This is a genomic window from Heliomarina baculiformis (assembly GCF_019966545.1).
In the GTDB taxonomy this organism is placed as follows: Bacteria; Pseudomonadota; Alphaproteobacteria; order Rhodobacterales; family Rhodobacteraceae; genus Heliomarina; species Heliomarina baculiformis.
This window is the reverse complement of sequence record NZ_JAIMIC010000001.1, coordinates 367499-385079: the sequence shown is the minus strand read 5'-3', so window position 1 is coordinate 385079 and position 17581 is coordinate 367499. Positions and strand designations below refer to the sequence as shown.

Annotated in this window: 16 protein-coding genes and 1 pseudogene; 11 read left to right on the top strand and 6 right to left on the bottom strand. The window is 54.5% G+C overall.

The features are described from left to right. A complete protein-coding gene (gene ku, locus MF268_RS01875) occupies window positions 1-825 on the bottom strand; it encodes a non-homologous end joining protein Ku (protein ID WP_238369207.1) in 825 nt (274 codons plus the stop codon). Window positions 826-1245: 420 nt separating this feature from the next. Beyond that, window positions 1246-1729 (bottom strand): annotated as a pseudogene (locus MF268_RS01870) (IS3 family transposase); the annotation flags it as partial. On the opposite strand from MF268_RS01870, the gene MF268_RS01865 reads away from it, so the two are divergent. The 5 genes from MF268_RS01865 (at window position 1719) to MF268_RS01845 (ending at window position 7595) form a co-directional block, all read left to right on the top strand. After that, window positions 1719-3497: a phosphoethanolamine transferase gene (locus MF268_RS01865; protein WP_238369206.1), complete on the top strand. Its 1779-nt coding sequence runs from the start codon at window positions 1719-1721 to the stop codon at window positions 3495-3497. The pseudogene MF268_RS01870 and the gene MF268_RS01865 overlap by 11 nt on opposite strands. Beyond that, window positions 3494-3901 (top strand): diacylglycerol kinase, encoded by a 408-nt coding sequence (locus tag MF268_RS01860; RefSeq protein WP_238369205.1) that lies wholly within the window; start codon window positions 3494-3496, stop codon window positions 3899-3901. The genes MF268_RS01865 and MF268_RS01860 overlap by 4 nt, the downstream gene beginning before the upstream one ends. A gap of 120 nt (window positions 3902-4021) precedes the next feature. Beyond that, on the top strand, window positions 4022-4678 hold the full coding sequence (locus tag MF268_RS01855) for a response regulator transcription factor (protein ID WP_238369204.1): 657 nt from the start codon (window positions 4022-4024) through the stop codon (window positions 4676-4678). Then, window positions 4675-6036: a sensor histidine kinase gene (locus MF268_RS01850; RefSeq protein WP_238369203.1), complete on the top strand. Its 1362-nt coding sequence runs from the start codon at window positions 4675-4677 to the stop codon at window positions 6034-6036. The genes MF268_RS01855 and MF268_RS01850 overlap by 4 nt, the downstream gene beginning before the upstream one ends. Window positions 6037-6302: 266 nt before the next feature. Beyond that, a complete protein-coding gene (locus MF268_RS01845; RefSeq protein WP_238369202.1) occupies window positions 6303-7595 on the top strand; it encodes a PQQ-dependent sugar dehydrogenase in 1293 nt (430 codons plus the stop codon). Between the two features lie 628 nt (window positions 7596-8223). On the opposite strand, the gene MF268_RS01840 is transcribed toward MF268_RS01845, so the two are convergent. The 3 genes from MF268_RS01840 to MF268_RS01830 form a co-directional block, all read right to left on the bottom strand. Beyond that, window positions 8224-9387 (bottom strand): MFS transporter, encoded by a 1164-nt coding sequence (locus MF268_RS01840; RefSeq protein ID WP_238369201.1) that lies wholly within the window; start codon window positions 9385-9387, stop codon window positions 8224-8226. 115 nt (window positions 9388-9502) lie between these two features. Beyond that, a complete protein-coding gene (locus MF268_RS01835) occupies window positions 9503-10273 on the bottom strand; it encodes an MBL fold metallo-hydrolase (RefSeq protein WP_238369200.1) in 771 nt (256 codons plus the stop codon). A gap of 15 nt (window positions 10274-10288) precedes the next feature. Next, entirely contained in the window at window positions 10289-11128 is an 840-nt protein-coding gene (locus tag MF268_RS01830; RefSeq protein ID WP_238369199.1) for a cysteine hydrolase family protein, read from the bottom strand. Here MF268_RS01830 and MF268_RS01825 point away from each other — a divergent pair. From MF268_RS01825 to MF268_RS01810, 4 genes are all read left to right on the top strand, one after another. Then, window positions 11090-11872 (top strand): GlxA family transcriptional regulator, encoded by a 783-nt coding sequence (locus MF268_RS01825; RefSeq protein ID WP_238369198.1) that lies wholly within the window; start codon window positions 11090-11092, stop codon window positions 11870-11872. The two genes, MF268_RS01830 and MF268_RS01825, sit on opposite strands and share 39 nt — an antisense overlap. 68 nt (window positions 11873-11940) lie before the next feature. Continuing rightward, window positions 11941-12711 carry an SDR family NAD(P)-dependent oxidoreductase gene (locus tag MF268_RS01820; RefSeq protein WP_238369197.1) on the top strand — a complete coding sequence of 257 codons (771 nt, stop codon included), beginning with the start codon at window positions 11941-11943 and terminating at the stop codon, window positions 12709-12711. Window positions 12712-13048: 337 nt separating this feature from the next. Then, entirely contained in the window at window positions 13049-13240 is a 192-nt protein-coding gene (locus tag MF268_RS01815) for a hypothetical protein (RefSeq protein WP_238369196.1), read from the top strand. A 504-nt stretch (window positions 13241-13744) separates the two neighbouring features. Continuing rightward, window positions 13745-14290: a hypothetical protein gene (locus MF268_RS01810; RefSeq protein WP_238369195.1), complete on the top strand. Its 546-nt coding sequence runs from the start codon at window positions 13745-13747 to the stop codon at window positions 14288-14290. A gap of 488 nt (window positions 14291-14778) precedes the next feature. On the opposite strand, the gene MF268_RS01805 is transcribed toward MF268_RS01810, so the two are convergent. Continuing rightward, window positions 14779-15624 carry an HNH endonuclease gene (locus MF268_RS01805; protein WP_238369194.1) on the bottom strand — a complete coding sequence of 282 codons (846 nt, stop codon included), beginning with the start codon at window positions 15622-15624 and terminating at the stop codon, window positions 14779-14781. A gap of 479 nt (window positions 15625-16103) precedes the next feature. On the opposite strand from MF268_RS01805, the gene MF268_RS01800 reads away from it, so the two are divergent. After that, window positions 16104-16514, top strand: a complete 411-nt coding sequence (locus tag MF268_RS01800) for a hypothetical protein (RefSeq protein WP_238369193.1) — start codon at window positions 16104-16106, stop codon at window positions 16512-16514. Continuing rightward, entirely contained in the window at window positions 16511-17575 is a 1065-nt protein-coding gene (locus MF268_RS01795; RefSeq protein ID WP_238369192.1) for a nucleoside 2-deoxyribosyltransferase, read from the top strand. Before MF268_RS01800 ends, MF268_RS01795 begins: the two co-directional genes overlap by 4 nt. Window positions 17576-17581: the final 6 nt, after the last annotated feature.

Below are 17581 nucleotides of genomic sequence, written 5' to 3'. Positions count from 1 at the left end.
TCAGGATGCTTTCTTGCGCGTGCTCCTGCCCGACGCCTTGCTCTTCTTGACGCTCTCCTTGAGCGCGGCCATCAGATCCACGACGTTCTCTCCGGACGGTTCATCATTTTCTGCCGTCGAAACGCTCTTCGTCTTCTTGTTCTTCCGCTTGGCCTCGATCAGTTCATGCAGCGCCTCCGCGTAATGATCCGTAAAGGCCGAGGCATCGAAGGGGCCGGATTTGCGGTCGATTAATGTGGTGGCGACCTCCAGCAGTTCCTTGTCTACCTTTTCATCCGCAATTTCCCCGAACAAGGGATCGGCTTTGCGCAGTTCGTCCGCATAATGCAGCGTCTCCAGAAGCAGCCCGTCACCGCAGGGCTTGATCGCTCCAAGGTACTCCTTGCCGCGCATGGTGAACTGTCCCAAACCCACCTTGCCCGCCGAGCGCAGCGCATCGCGAACGACGCGGTAGGCGTCCTGCGCCAGATCGTCGGTCGGCACAACATAATAGGGCTTGTCAAAATAAAGAGGAGAGATTTCACAGGCGTCGACGAACTGAACCAGTTCGAAAGTTTTCTTTGTTTCCAGCTTGATCTCGTCCAGTTCCTCAGGGTCGATAAGCATGTATTTGTCATTGCCGGTGTCGTAGCCCTTAACGATATCCTTTGCGTCTATGGGTCCGATGCCGGGCACCGACTTTTCGTATTTCACGGGCTTTCCGCTGGGTTCGTGTATCTGGCGGAAAGACACGCGAGAAGACCTCTTGGTGGCTGAATGAATTTCTATGGGAATTGAGACCAGCGACAACCGCAATTGCCCCTTCCAGATTGCGCGCGATGCCATTCCGCTCTCCCTTGTTTTACATGAATCGAAATTCAACGCGGTCGGGTGCCGATACGTTCCAGTGCATGCCCGAGCCTTCCTGGTGGGTGAAGTCTATTCGTTCCAACGGTTGGCGTGAGATTTTAAGTATGCGGCAACAGTAGATCGGCAGGTCCAAAATCGCGGGAAAGTACATCTCACAGTACAGGTGAGAGTGCTATTCTTCATTCAAAGAATAGATTGAAACCGCAGCTACTTGGCCGCTAGGCTTCGATTTGTATATGGAGAAGATATCTTGAACTAATATCTCTTGTAGTAATCCGCGTTTCCCAGAACAAAATCGCGTGCTTGTGAAACTTCTAGGCTGTCTCGACTTGTCACCCAGAAAAAACCACAAGCAGACTTCCAAAGCATTCGCTCTGAATAGCCCCGCGTTTCTTGGACGTCTTCGTATCTAAGTTTCTGCTGCCGCTCGAAGTCGACGGGCGACGGCATTCCATTCCGGGCGTGCTTGCGCTTCGGGTTGTAGAAAATCTCGATATAGTCGAACACATCCTGCCTGGCTTCTTCGCGCGTTCGGTTAGGTCTGTCACCTGATGCGCTCACGCTTCAGCAGGTTGAAGAAGCTCTCCGCAACCGCGTTGTCATGGCAGTTTCCGCGGCGGCTCATCGAGTGTTCCGGATTGTGTGCCCGCAGGAACGCTGCCCAGTCCATGCTGGTGAATTGGCTGGAATGCTCCGAATGGATCAGAACCTTTTCCTTGGGCCTTCTTCGCCACGTCGCCATCAGCAGCGGTTGCAGCATCACATCCGTCTTCTGTCGGATCTGCATTGACCAGCCGACGACACGACGCGAGAAGAGATCGATGACCACAGCAAGAAAGGCGAAACCTTGCTGCGTTCGGATATAGGTGATGTCGGCTACGCTTCGAGCCCCGCCCCAAAAAATTCAATCAACGGGCGGTCGTAAGGTTTCGGTAAGGTTGGCGTGGTGGGTGCCGCTGAAACAACAGCGAAAAATCCCCACAATGCTTCCTATCAAAAAACTGAAGGGCTCCATCGGACGGCCGATAAACCTTTATCCGTTGTCCCCAGTCGCGATGACTGTGCTCGCCTTGGCCTATATATTCCTGACCTGCAACGAAACGTTCTGGTCTATCGGGGCTGATGTTTTTTCAGGCCATCCGTTCTCCTTTGCCGGGTTTGTAGCGGCGGTCTTCTTTCTGATGCTCACCCTTTCTGCGCCATTTACTTTTCCTTGGACGGTCAAACCCTTCCTGATCTTTTTGATCCTGCTCAGTGCGATAACATCCTATTACATGGATAGCTTGGGGGTGATTGTTGATCGCGACATGATCCAGAACGTGATGGTCACTACGATCACGGAATCAAAACACCTGTTCACGATCGACCTTGTCAGCCATGTCATTCTTTTCGGTCTTTTCCCCGCGGTTGTGGTCGCTTGCGTTAAGATCAAACGGTTCAGCGCCGTTAGAACCATCGCAACGCCCATCTTGACCACTGCCCTTAGCCTGGCGTTGGCCGCCGGTTTGCTGATGACAGACCTAAAAACCTATTCCTCCATTGTTCGAGAACGCAAAGATTACATGAGTAGTTTCCAGCCCGGGATGCCGATCGTCGGGGCGATCCGTTACGCTAAAATGATGATGCGTTCGGCCAATGTGACCGTTGCTGCTATTGGCGAAGATGCCGTCAAAGGCGCGTCCTACGGACCGGGTCGAAAGCCGGTGCTGACTATCGTCGTCGCGGGCGAAACGGCACGCTCTCAGAATTTCAGCCTTAACGGCTACGCGGTCGACACAAATCCTCGGCTGGCACAACTGCCTGTCACAAGCTTTCACGATGTGACGTCATGCGGAACAGCGACTGCGACGTCATTGCCTTGCATGTTCTCGCAGTTCAATCGCGAGGATTACTCTTTCCAGAAAGGCATATCGCACCAAAACGTGCTGGACGTCATCGACCATGCCGGGCTGCATGTCGAATGGTGGGACAACAACACTGGCGACAAAGGTATCGCAGCCCGTGTCACGCAACGTTCGCTTACCAATACGGACAACGCGGAATTTTGCCCGGCGGGTGAATGCATGGACGGCATCTTTCTACAGCAGTTAAGTGATTTCGCCCAAACGATCACCCAGGACACCGTTCTGGTTTTGCACCAGATCGGCAGCCATGGGCCGACTTATTATCTTCGCTATCCGCAGGAAGCTGAACGTTTCGCGCCCGCCTGCCGCACGGCCGAGTTTAAAAATTGTACGTCAGACCAGATCACAAATGCCTACGACAATACCATCGCCTATACCGACACCGTCCTTGCCGAAACGATTGAGTTTTTGACAAGGCAGCACCAGCTTTCGACGGCGCTGATCTATGTCTCGGACCACGGTGAATCCTTGGGGGAAAGCGGGCTATACCTGCATGGGGCTCCCTATTTCATGGCACCGGAGTACCAGACCAAAGTGCCCATGATTCTCTGGATGTCGCCGACATTCAAACAGCAGTTCGCCATAGACGACGCCTGTCTGTCTGCCAAGGCGGATGCGCCCCTGTCACAAGACAACCTGTTCCACTCTCTTCTGGGAATGCTGGACATAGAAACAGATATGCGAAACCCCGAACTTGATATTTTCGAAACCTGCCGAAACCATCAGAAAGTAGCCTCGAATTGACCGATCTATATCCCAATCCCCGTTGCAAACCCGAAACCATTCACGGCGCCGCACATCTATTCGCCGCCGCAGGATACTCCATCGGCGGCCTCCGCCGTCTGCGGCAGGAAACGGCGTTTCGCCATATCTTGCTGGCCCTGCCGATTTGCACTTTGGTGCTGGCGCTTGCAGGGGCGACTATCGGCGATTACTACCTCCTGCTTATTCTGTTCCTCGCATTGATCGCAGCAGAGGCGCTGAACACGGCAATTGAATGTATCGTCGACCACCTTTCCCCCCATTGGGCAGAATTTGCCCGTGATGCAAAGGATCTCGGGTCACTGGCAACGATGTGCCTGATCGTCGCTAACGGTGTTTTTATCGCCAGCGTCGTCTTTAGCGCAGTGACATCGGGGGGAGGATAAGGTTGATTAAACTTGCGGCCCATTTGTTCAGGTATGAGATTAGCGGATTGCTCAGAACTGGCGTCTGCACTTTTTTCAACTATACCTCGTTGAAAAACCTCCAAAAGGCACTTCCCGCCCATGCGCATATTGCTCATTGAAGATGAGGCCGCACTTGCACATCCGCTTCGAGAGCACCTTGAAGCGGATTTCCACATCGTTGAATGGTTCACCACACTGGATGAGGCGCAAAGCGCCATCCGCACCATGGAATATGATATCGTTTTGCTGGACCTGCACTTACCTGATGGCGATGGGCTCACTTTTCTCAGTAAGCTGCGCGACCGGAATGTTCGCACGCCGATCATCATTCTCACGGCACGCGATAAAGTCTCGGATCGGATCGACGGGTTGAACCGCGGTGCAGATGATTACGTGATAAAGCCGTTCGATCTGGACGAGGTGAAGGCCCGCATTCATACTGTGTGCCGCCGCAGTGCCGACGAGGTTGCCCAGACGGTGCGCCTTCGTGACCTCACCGTTTGCATTTCGGACCACAGGATTGAACGTGCAGGAAAACCCGTCCGTCTCACCGCAAAAGAGTGGTCAGTGTTCGAAGCGCTGTTTAGGCGTAAAACCAAGATCGTGCCGAAAGCCAGCCTGGAAGCCGCGGTTTACGCATTCGGCGAGGAACTGGAGAGTAACGCGCTTGAAGCGCATATCAGCCGTCTGCGCGCCAAACTGGGCAAAGACCTGATCGTTACGCATCGCGGTATCGGATACATGCTGTCTCCATGAGCCGACGCCCAACCAGCCTGTTAAACACGCTTATTACATCGCTGTTGTTGCCCGGCATAATCGCCGCTGTGCTTGGTGTGGTCCTCGTCTATTCCTTGGTCAAAGAAGAATACGATGAACTTCAAGACTTCGCGCTGACCAGCAAGGCATATTTGGTTCTGCAGGTTCTGAATGCGCAAAACGACAGTCTTGATCCCTCAACGGCGGGAAACAGAATTGATCCCTTGTTTTTTGAACCCAGCCTGCTGCCTGAAGATGAACTGACGATGTTCTGGTTCGTTGACCGGTCGGGCAACGTGATCCTGCAGTCCCCGCGCGCTGACGATGACGTTTTCTTCGCACGAAGCGAAGAACAGTTAGTCACCGCATTAGGCTTCCGCATTGTGGTGGTAAATGCGCCTAACACGCCGTTTAAGGTCGTAGCCGCAACCCCTATGGGAGAGAGAAACGAAGCGATCACAGATGTCGTCGTCGGCGTCATCGCAGGCTTCTTGCTGCTGGGGGCCTTCGTTGCGCTGGCAGCCTATCTCGCGATCAATCGGTCAGCGAAAGTCATTGCCGGTTTAAGCGCCGAGATCGCGACGAAAGATGCCAACGACCTTTCTCCCGTCGACCGCAGAAACGCGTTTGCAGAGATTGAGCCCGCAATAGATACAATCGACAAGATGATGGCGCGGCTTGATGCCACGATCGCGGCAGAGCGCGAATTTGCCACGAATGCAGCGCATGAGCTTCGCACGCCCGCAGCGATCAGTATTTCTCACGTTCAACGTCTGCGGGCGATATTAGATGACCCAAAAGCCAAACAAAGCGCATTGGAGATCGAAAACGGCCTTAAACGACTGACGCGCCTGATTGAACGGTTGCTACAAATGTCGCGGGCCCAATCAGGGCTTGGGATCAATAGCGATTACGGTGATATTGCACCTGTTGTCACATTGTTGCTGAGTGAGTTGCGCGCACGTATGCCTTCCCCCGACATGTTAGTCGTCTCTCCACCCCGCGGGATCTGGTACAGTAAAGTCGATCCCGATGCCGTTGGCATTATTCTTAACAACCTCTTTGACAACGCACTTAAACATGCGCAAGGCAGCCCACAATTAACTGTCGATGCCAGCAAAACGGGCACTCTCATTGTTTCCAACGATTGCGCCCCTCTCAGCGCCAGCGAACTGGAAAGTCTTAAGCAAAGGTTTTCGCGTGGACTTACCAAATCCGAGGGATTTGGCCTCGGCCTTACCATTGTACAAGGGCTTTGCAAGCAGTCTGGCAGCACTTTTGAAATTACTTCCCCCGTGCCTGGAAAAGCGCGCGGGTTCAGTGCAGTTGTGACTTTTCCAGTAGGCGACCCGTTCTGATCTTCGCTACCGATTGAAATGCACCTGACTCATGCGACCAGATATTCATCTATCGGCCTCTTTTTTGCAATCTGACCAAGTATGCCCGCTTTTAGCATTCCGCGTTGCAGGATCAGTCTCAGTTTTGCCCAAGGATATTGGGCCAATTTTAACTGTAAGCCCACTTTGCCAGTTCAACTTCCGATAGCGTCGCAAGCGGAAAAGTCGAAAGTCCTATCGCTGGCTCAGGAGCTCCGATAGTCTGCTGAGAGAAATGAGGTTTGGACATGGAACTTATTGCAAAAGCAACCGCATTGGTGGGCGGCACAATTGCCTACGTGCGCCGTAGGGGGCTACCCGCGCATCAGGCGTTCGGTTCCGACCCAGACATTCCGGACGCGCGCAAACAGGGCATCATGACCCTGAAGATGCCCGTTGCAGAAGGTTGGAAAGATGGCCGCTTGCCAACTTGCGCACCCGGATTGAAGGTCAATGCCTTTGCCGCCGGGTTGGATCACCCTCGGTGGATCGAGGTCCTTCCGAATGGCGATGTGCTCATTGCGGAATCCAAGGAGCAGGCCGAGCCGCCAAAGACGCTGATGGACCACGCGGCCCAAGCGACAATGCGGCGGGTCAAGGCAATTGGGGAAAGCGCAAACCGTGTCACCCTTTGGCGCGATGCTGACGGGGACGGCACAGCGGAGATCCGCGAGGTATTCGTGGAGAACCAGAACCAACCCTTCGGCATGGCCTTGGTCGGAAACCGATTTTACCTTGGCAATACCGACGGGATTAAAGTTTTCGATTACACGCCGGGTGACACCAAACTGTCCGGGGACGGAGAGAAACTGGTAGAGTTTAAGCCGCACGGACACTGGACCCGTAGCCTGATTGTCTCTCCGGATGGCAGCAAAATCTATGCTGGTGTCGGTTCGCTTTCCAACATTGGCGATAATGGCATGGAGGCCGAGGAAGGTCGCGCGGCCATCTGGGAACTGGATGTGGTGTCGGGACAGGCGCGCATCTTTGCGTCTGGTTTGCGCAATGCCGTCGGCATGGCGTGGGAGCCGGTATCCGGCAAACTCTGGACGGTGGTCAATGAACGGGACGGACTTGGCGATGAAACACCGCCCGACTACCTGACCTCCGTCGAGGATGGCGGATTTTACGGCTGGCCATACTGCTATTGGGGTAAGACCGTAGATGATCGCGTTCCACAGGATCCGGAAATGGTCGCAAAGGCGATCACGCCGGACTATGCGCTTGGCGGTCACACCGCATCGCTGGGCCTGTGCTGGATGCCCGAAGGAACGTTGCCGGGCTTCGGTTCCGGTATGGTGATCGGCCAACATGGATCGTGGAACCGCTCAAAGTTGAGCGGCTACAAACTGATATTCGTGCCGTTCAAAGACGGTCGTCCGAGTGGACCGGCGCGGGATATCCTCTCTGGCTTTCTGTCCGAGGATGAGAAATTGGCCTACGGACGACCCGTTGGCGTGACAGTTGGACCAGATGGGAAATCGCTCCTGATGGCGGATGATGTCGGTGACATCGTCTGGCGGGTTTCCGGAGACAATTGAGCTCGGTCGGGAAGCCAGCCATAAGATGGCACCAGTCGCCAAGTGGGCACACTAAGTTTTATTTTCTAGCGCAAGTGTACGAGATGCACGCCATTCAATATTCGAATGGTACGGCACAACTGTTCGTCGATTTGCAAGATTAAGTGATACTGAAATTACGATGAAAACGAATCTTGACTACGCGGGCCGCAATTGCAGAAAACGCGCGCGATGCCCAAAGTCAGATTTGAGCCGTCGGTGTATTGGTTGACCCTGATGGGGCATCTATGGCAGCCGGTCGACTTTCTTGATGAAGACCCGACGCGTTTGTGTCGGGCCCAGCCGAAGGAAGACCCTATGATCCTAACTCTGGTTAGAAACCGTGACCGCGATCTGACCCCATTGGCATCGATGCTGCCGGACGCTGAAATCCCATTGCTGAACCCAAATGCGAAAGTGCCCTTCGATGAGATGGAGTGGCATAGGAAGTGGCTTGGAGACCTCGAGGATGTCTCGTTCTACCTGCAGGATGCTGCGGGACGCGACGTCGGTTTCTTCGCCCTTCGGGAGGGCTTTGGGCCGGAAGTAAGGTTTTCTCCGCCGACACAGATGCCGGTGCGCGGTCATCGAGGCGGGTGGTCAATTTTTGCTAGAGGGCTGGCCTCTTGCGCAAGACGGCAAGGAATAGCCGATAGAATAGCAGGTTGGATGCGATCATAACGGCAGCAAAAGTCAACGGGGCGGCCTGAAATCCGCTGACCGCCTGCATCCACCCCGCGACCGGCGGCATGAAGGTGGTCCCCACGTAGAGCCAGGTCTGGAAGATCCCCATGCCGATGGCCCTGCTTTCCGGCCGCAGTGCAACGCTTGGCAGCACCAGGAACACGGCCACTGGCAGTCCCATCACCATGCCGGACGCCAGAAGGCCCGCTATTGCCAGATCGGGATTGTCGAGCAAAGGTAGACACACGGCCCACCCCAGTGTCCCGACGGCAACAAGCAGCCCCCACCGGGTCCGTTTCTGCGCCAGGAAACCACTCACTTGTACGGATGCCGCAGAAAACCATATAGAGAAGCCTACCAAAAGCGCTGCGGCTTCGACAGACAGTCCGTGTGATCCAAGGAACAGTGGGGCAAAGCCTGTCATGACGGAAACCGTGCCGTTGAAGATCCCCCAAGCGGCTCCCGCAAGGCTGACCATCAAGATTTCTCGTCGTGATATCCATCCGATGCTGGCCGCTGCAGGACCGTCGTTCGGGTGCTTTCGGTAGGAAAAGCAGATAAGCAGCAATGCCGCCAGCGAAATCCCTGCCGCCATGCCAAGCGCGGCGTTCCAGCTTTCCGCCTCCGCGATCCACGAAAGCGACAGCATTGCCAGCCCCATACCTACAGGCATCGAGTTGATAAAGACCGCCATGGCAAGAGTGATATCTGAACGATCCGCGAACCAGTCGGTGACCATCTTCGTCATGACTACATTCAGTGCGGCGGCTCCGGCGCCAGACAATACTCTTCCCAAAATAAGGCCGTTAATCTCCCAGGCGAAACAGGCAACGGTCGCGCCAAGGGTCATGGCAAGGAGGCTGAGAACGATTACCCGTTTGTCGCTGAACCGCTGCCCCAAAAGGCCCGAGGGAAAGGCGAGCACGAGACCTGGAGCGTAATAAAGCCCGATTAGCATCCCGATCTCGCCAAGCGACAGGCCGATATCGGACTCAAGGCTTGGCCCTACTGCCGCTATTGACTGCACCTGAAACCCGAGGCTCAACCGAGCAACTGTAAGTATGAGAAGCGCTCGCCATCTTTGCGGCATGTATTTCTTCCTGACAATTCGGGGTGACAAGGCCCAAGCGGCAGCGTTTGCGATATACACTGCTTCTGCACCGAAGTTTCTTTTGGTGTCCACCGCTTGGTCCAATCCTACGAGATCAGAATTCCAGCACTGCATTGTCCGCCGGGATCGACAGGCGCGCAGTCATGCCGTTTGCCTCGGCGAAGGAGGCGAGTTCGGCGCGGCTCAAAACGCAATGGTTCACGGTTTCCATGTGGCTGGCGACGATCTGCGCCTCGGGGGCCGCGTCATGGACCGTCTTGACGTCGGCTGTGCCCATGATGATGGAGCCGAGCCCCGGCACCTGCGCATCGCCGGCGGCCAGCACGGTCACGTCTGGCTTGAACATCTTGAGGTTGGTCTCGACCATCTGGTTCCAGACGGTGTCTCCGGCAAGGTAGAGCGCCTTTTCGCCTTCGGCGCGGAACACCACGCCCATCACGTTGCCCAGCAGTTCGGCGCCATAGACATAGGCCTGGTCCGAGCCGTGCTGGCCACGGGTGCGCGACAGGGTGATACCTTCGAAGAGGGTCTCGATACCCAACGGGCGCACGTCGATAAAGCCCATGGCCTTGATCAGCTCGGCAACGGAATAATCCTGCACGAAGACCGGCTTGTCGCGCGGCAGCAGCTTCACGGCGGCCTCGTCAAAGTGGTCGGGATGCAGGTGCGTCAGGATCAGTGCATCAAAGTCCAGTATCGTCTCCATCGCGGTAGAGAGCGCGACGCGCGGATTGCGGGTCTCGCTGTTCACGGTCCCTTCAAAGCCCGGGTAGGCGTCCTTTTCGGCCAAGTAGGGATCGACGAGGAAACGCTTGCCGCCGAAGGTAACAATCAGGGTGGCGTTGCGGATCTGGTGGATTTTCATGGAAGTATCTCCGGCTCAGCGCGCGATGAAAGCGTCGGTCGAGACGACCTCGCCGTAGAAGAAGGCCAGCGCGGACATCATCGCGGTGTGTACGTGGGCGGCCGGAACAGTGGCGCCTTTGAATTCCAGGTCGCGGGTGGCGCAGGCGTCATGGATGGTGGTGGTCGTGTAGCCGAAGTCATTGGCGGCGCGGACGGTGGCGTCGATGCACATGTGGCTCATGGCGCCAACCACGATGACCTCCTCGATGCCCTTCTCGTCCAGCAGGGCCTTCAGGCCGGTTTCGCGGAAGGAATTGGGGAAGTTCTTGGTGATGACAGGCTCACCTTCAGCAGGGGCGACGATCTCGTGAATTTCCACTCCATCCGAGCCGGGCACGAAGACCGGTGCGCCGGGCATTTCGTGGCGGACATTGACGATCAGGTCGCCCGCCTGACGGCCATGGGCGATGACGCGGGCAGCGTTGGCAGCCGCGCTATCGATATTTTCCAGCGGCAGGTTGCCGCCGGGCCAGTATTCGTTCTGCAGGTCGATGACGATGATGGCGCGGTTCAACATGGGGTTCCTTCCTACGTTTGACTTGACGCCAATTTGGTGAATCCCCAGATTGCACACCATTGGCGTAATCGACAGAAACAGGGTTGATATCGACAAATGGCCTAAATCAGGGTCGGTGTTATCCTCTATCCCGGCGCGCAGCGATCGGCCGCCATGGGGCTGGAGGACCTCTTTCATGTCGCGGCACGCCTGATGCCCGCTGTCGACGCAGGCGCGCCCGTGCTTCGGGTGAGAATGATCGAGGCAGGCGCAGACAAATTGCAGGATTTGACTGGGGCCGCCGATGATCCCTGCCATGTCCTGATCCTGCCGCCCTCGCTGGAGCCGCCGATCAGCGCCGGTGCCGCCGCGCCGATTGCTGGCTGGCTGCGGGAGCGCCACGGCGAAGGAGCCGTGCTGGCCTCGGTCTGCGGTGGCGCGTTCCTGCTGGCCGAGACGGGGCTGCTGGACGGGCGCGCAGCCACGACGCACTGGGCCTATGCCGATGCCTTCCGCGAGAGGTTTCCGGATGTGGATCTCGACCCGGATCGTCTGATCGTCGATGGTGGCGACATCCTCTCGGCGGGGGGGCTGATGTCCTGGACGGATCTCGGACTCAAGCTGGTCGATCGGTTCCTGGGCCCGGTGGTCATGGCCGCGACGGCGCGGATGATGCTCGTCGACCCTCCGGGACGGGAACAGCGGTATTACAGCGGGTTCTCGCCCCGTCTAAGTCATGGCGACGCAGCGATCCTGAAGGTCCAGCACTTCCTGCAGCGGCAGGAGGGCAAGGACGCGCGGCTTGCAACGCTGGCGGCAGAGGCGGGTCTGGAAGAGCGAACGCTGTTGCGCCGGTTTCAGAAGGCGACCGGCCTGACCACGACGGAATACGCGCAGCGGCTGCGGGTGGCGAAGGCACAGGAGCTGTTGCAATTCGGCCTCCTGCCGGTTGAGCGCGTTTCTTGGGAGGTTGGCTATTCCGATGCCGGGGCGTTCCGCAAGATATTCCACAGGATTGTCGGACTGACGCCGGGAGAATACCGGCAACGGTTCCATTCGTGAGACCGCTCAAGCTATCCTCGATGAAAACCGGGCAATCTCCTGAGAACGTGAACCCTATGAGGAGACTGATGACAGGAAATACTGATCCCTCCGAAAATGCTTATCCCGGACGGCTCGTCGGCAAAGTTGCACTCGTGACTGGAGGGCGGTCCGGAATGGGGCTCGCTATTGCTATGAGGCTACAAAAAGAGGGAGCTTCCGTGATTACGGCACAACGGGGAGAAGCCTCCGATTTCGAATCCATCCCTGCCGACTTCACCGATCCGGAGTCTCCGGCCAGCGTCGTGGACGCGGTCATTAAGCTTGCAGGCCGGTTAGATATCCTTGTCAATAATGCCGGCGTGATGCAGGAAGCCACCGCTGAGGAGATGAAGCTTGAAGACTGGCAGAAAACGCTTTTCGTCAATCTGACGGCCCCTTTCCTCATGATCAAGGCTGCGCTTCCGCACCTGCGCACAACACGGGGCAGCATCATCAACACTGGCTCCATTGAGGGGCTGGCCGCTAATCCCGGTCACGCTGCATATTGTGCGTCGAAGGCGGGACTTCATGGTCTTACGCGCGCCGTCGCCGTAGATCACCGCCAAGAAGGCATCCGCTGCAACGCGATTGCCCCAGGATGGATCGACACGGATCTCAACCAGACCATGATTGATAGCAGGCCGGACCCCGAAACCTTTCGCAAAGAGATCGGGCGCATTCATCCACTGCGGCGCACGGGGTCGCCGGAGGAGGTGGCCGCACTCGTTGCCTTCCTTGCCTCAGCAGATGCAAGTTTCATCACCGGCCAGATTTTCACAGTCGATGGCGGTCGAATGGCGCAGCTAAGCCTTTCCTGATTGAAGGGCAGCTTTGTCCGCACTGCCGACGTTCTGCTGTCGTATGTCGCTGCGCGGTCTCACGAACGGACGGTTAGGGGAAACTGCGCAGCAGCGTTGTTCCTTCCGGCCAATGGCCGCAGATGTCGATTGGTCGCCATGGTGGGCAGGTTTTTTACTGTGTCGGTACAGACCGTCGCCGGTGCGAGAAAAGCCTCAAAGTGCTTGGTTACCGGTCGCAACCGACCCAAGGTTTCTTACAAAGGTGCCAGAAGACGAGATATCGAACCCTGATCAAAATCGCCTCCTGATACCTGTATATGGGTCGACCTCCGGATTGTTCGTCAGGAGAACCAGAATGCCCGCGCCAAATATTACTCAAGCTTCCGTTAAGAGCGCGATTGCCGCCGCCTCCGCCGTTGGCCTCACACCTATCGCGATGGTTGTCCGGCCGGACGGTAGCCTCAGGCTGGAATTCCTCTCGGATCAATTGAACAATGCTGCGAACTCGGTGCCCATGGCGGCAAGCTGGAAAGCACCGAAGAAGTGAGGAGAGACACGGCAATGAAATTCGAATTCAAAGGCCTCCTCCAAGATAAAAAATCCCGATCCCTGTGGAGCCGGGAGAACCCCGCTTCCACGAGCACTACCATGCCGCGCGGGCCGATCAGAAGCTCAAGACGAAGAAGCTCGAGAAACTGAAAAGGGCGTCCTCGATGAATTGTGTGATAAGCACCTTAAATGGGTAATAAATCAGGTTATCGCTGGAAGTTTATCTAAGGGCACCCTGACGAGCCGTCGGACTGGATTGAAGCAGGCTTGCGAGACGCTTGATCCCGACGGGGTCCGCATTGGGGCCTTTGATGCAGATCTCTCGGACGTTGCTTCTACTCACATACAAGATGCTTTCTGAGGCCTCACGGCCGCCGCTGACACATGCCTCAAGGCGCTGCGCGCGGTCTATCGATGGGGAGCTAAGCGAGGCTATCCCAAGGGCCGCCCTGTCTTCGGGGTGGAGAACGTCCACGTGTCCGGTGGCGGGGCGGAGCCTTGGTTGGCGGAAGACGTTGAAAAATTCTTAGCAAGGCACGGCCCAGGGACGATGGCGCGGCTTTGGTTTTGCCTGGCCTATGACAGCCACGGCCGGATTGGCGATATGCATCGCCTCGGCTCAAACAACGAGGCATTGCACGACGGCGAACGTTACCTTGAATGGCAACCTTCGAAAAAGGGTTCGGCGGTCGTTTCGATTCCCTTGGGTGAAATTCTTTCTACGGAATTGGCTCTTCACGACGAACGCGACACCTACCTGCTCACCGAGCTCGGGAAACCGTCCGCATCCAGCGACTCAATTGATAGCCGTGATAACCGGGTTCGCAAGTGGACCATTGCGACCGGGCTTTGCATCGACGCCAAGGATGAGGAGAGGAACCCAATCGATGTGGGTAAAGGCAAACGGGAGGTCGTAAACAAGTTTGCCGCGCGTTCAAACCATGAAATTCGGATAGATCTCACTGCTCTTATGGTAAAGCTTGGTACGATGGGAAACGAAATGATGGCTTCGTTCGGTTGGACCGAGCCAAAGGCAGCCAGCAACTAAACAAAGAAACTCCCGCGCCGAGGTGCCGCGACGGCGGCTTTCAAGCGCATGGCTGAAATGAAAGGTGGACCATGGCCTGAAATTCCTAGTCCACATTTGGACCAAGACGCCAACAAAATAAAGCTTTCAGGAGATAAGTGGCAGGCCTGTCGGGGAAAAGTTCGAACTCGCTTTTTGAAGAAATGCAACGTTGGGAGGAATTGTTGAAGCAGGCAAACCCAGTAGATGATATCCAGTAAAATCATAGTTCCGTGCTGCAATATCTGTTGCCAACTGCACTGCTGACCCTCGGTAACTAGTTTTCGAAGCCGGTTTAGCGATGCCGTCAGCGGCTTAGTTCCACTTCGACAAAGTTCGACTTCGAAGAATGGTTTCCATGCCTTTGGCGTAAGAAGTGGAAATGCAGATCTCTTTTTATTTAAGTCATTGATTTCAAATATTTTATAACAATGTTTTCCGTAAGGGTGCTGAAGCCACGATGTAGGTCCCTAGTGGGCGAAATCTATTCGTTCCAACGGTTGGCCTGAGGCGTTAGGTATTCGGCAACAGTAGATCGGTAGGCCCAAAATCTCAAAAAAGTGCATCTCACAATATAGGTGAGAGTGCTCTTCTTCATCCAAAGTATAAATTGAAGCCGCGGCTACGTGTCCGCAGGGCTTTGATTTGTCTATGGAGAAAATATCTTGAACCAATATCTCTCCATCTATCTTCTTGTAGGGTTCGGCCTTTCCGAAAATAAAATCTAGTGCTTGTGAAGACTCTAGGCTTTCTCGACTTGTTACCCAAAAAAAACCATAAGCAGACTTCCAAAGCGTTCGCTCGAAGTTGCCGTCCACTCTGAACGGAAAAGATGGAAAACTAACGCCGTGACACTTGTGGCGTTTCTGAATGGCACGCACCTTTTGCTGCAGGTTTCCCTCATCAACCACAACACCTTTGAGTTGTGCCAATGACCAAACCGGGCCCGCAACGTCCTTGCTTTCTTTCCGTAAGTATTGTGGGATAACGAGACTGATTGGGGCTTCAGCGAGTGGAACTTCAAGCTTTTTCTTCGGGCCGTATTTGCCAAGTTTCACACGCACTTCGGCTGTTTTTGGGTATTTGTTTGGGCGGCGCGTAGGTAGTTTGTAATAAGCGCGAGCCAAGTGATAAGTTCGCCTACTGACACCAAGTTCGAGCAAAGAAGTGAGATCGCTACACGTCTTGCATGAAGCTGCTTCGATTACAAAACGACCACCTAAACTGGCGGCGATTACGTGCTCTGCGCTGCGATTTTCTCCAGTGTCGCCGCAATAAATACATGCGTCGGCTCGGCCAAGTGTAATGTCTACCATTTGAAGGCAACCTATCGTCGAAAACTTACAGAACCTAGAAAACAACTGTGTGACTATACTTCCAGTTATACAAGGCTGGTTGTGGCCACGTTGTAGTCTTTGGGGTGTCCGCATATTCTGTTGGTCGGTTATGTGGGACTTTCCTGCCGTCCGCCGCAATGGCTCGACCTGTACCGCGATTGCGAGGGGGCTTGCCCATGGGCGGAGAGCGGACGTCTGCTGCACACAGTATGAAATACTGATAAGCAGACGAAGCAGACGTGATCGAAAGAAGCGATCTCACTACCTTAATAGGTGCTATTCATAAACCGCCGCTGCGTTCAGCAAGTCGATTCGGGTAGTTTAGTCTAGACTTCTTCGTGCTGTTGTCACAAGTATGTCTTTCCTATGCACGACTATACAGTTCGAGGTTTTGCTTTCTTGCCGGCAACTTGACCATTTAATAGTGCCAGTTTGGCACGAGAACATAAGGGTAGGAAATGAGCGAGCATAGACTTCATAAACACTTGGACTTGATAGCTGTCACTATCAGTCGAATGGCTCAAAACTCGTTTCTTATTCGTGGATGGTGTGTGACCGTCGTGACCGGCATCTTGGCGTTAGCCGTGCAAGCACAAGATTCAATTCTCGTTCTAACTGCCGCTCTTCCAATAACAGCTTTTTGGTTGCTAGATGCTTATTACCTGATGACTGAAAGGCGATTCAGGGCTCTCTATGACAAAGTGAGGCTCACCTCAGATTTGGATGTAGACTACTCAATGGACGTGGCTCCAATACTTGGGCAATTTGGTTTCTGGAAGGCCGCATTTTCGTTTTCCCTGCTTGCGATATACGGCGTTATGGTCGGGTTGATATCCATAATTTTTTTGGTGATGGAAGGTTTAATATGAAGAAGTTGAAGATTTTTGTTGTCGGTCCACACGATGAGGCTCGATACAAGCTGATTCGGGATTATATACGGTCTTACGTGTCTCGAACGGAATACGCTGGCGACGTGCAAATTGCGACCCCAGTTGATAATCCAACGGCTGATCGGTTTAATGACTGGATATTTGGCCAAATCGACACCTGTGATCTGATTGTCGCGGATTTGACGGGTTTTAATCCAAATGTCGTATACGAGGTCGCGTTCGCCCATACTCTAGGAACTCCTTGCGTTTATCTGAGGTTTAAGGACGAAAAGACCGATACTAGTGCAATTGAATCAATAAGTCATTACTTTAAGCTGACATTGATGCCCCAAACCGACGCCGCCACTCTAATTCCTGCAGTGGATGCGGACGATATGTCTGCAGGGGCGATCCCTCATCTGGACAGGTACCTCAGTTTGTTCTTGGGATTTGGAGCGGGAGGCGTGCAGGTCTCTGGCGAAACGATACTCTCTGACTACTATGGAGCGTTCCCTGCGGATTCTGAGTTCATGCGTGGTCTTGCGGATGGTTATTACCGAAACTTCTTGAGTTATATCCTTGAAGCAGACAGGGACTCGGATGATGATTTTCGTGATATCAAGATAATTATTCCAGACACGTTCGAAGTGACTGACGCTGATATTGATCGTCAGGTAAGGGCGTTGTCGACGTCGTTCGATGAATATGAAGGGGCAGAAAACTCTTTAAATAGGACTTTGAGAGTTAGAAAATTTGTTTCTCAGAAGGATGAGTTCTATTACGATATACCATCCACGATTCTAACTGTAACATTGAGTTCCAAGTACAAAAAGATTAAAAGCGCAGGGTACTTCTCTTTAGAGGAACGAGATAGAATTACTGATCGGTTGGCACGAAAGTTTGTTGAATCAATTTGGATGGCGATTCAGGGTGATCTGCGTTCGATAAAGTTCCCTCTGCGTCGTCTTCAATTCGTTTGGTTAAGTGAAGTGGTAGGGCAGTGGCACGATAACCCGAGGCTTATGAACGATGTGCCATTTGACCGACCTGATGGCTACTAAAGAAAC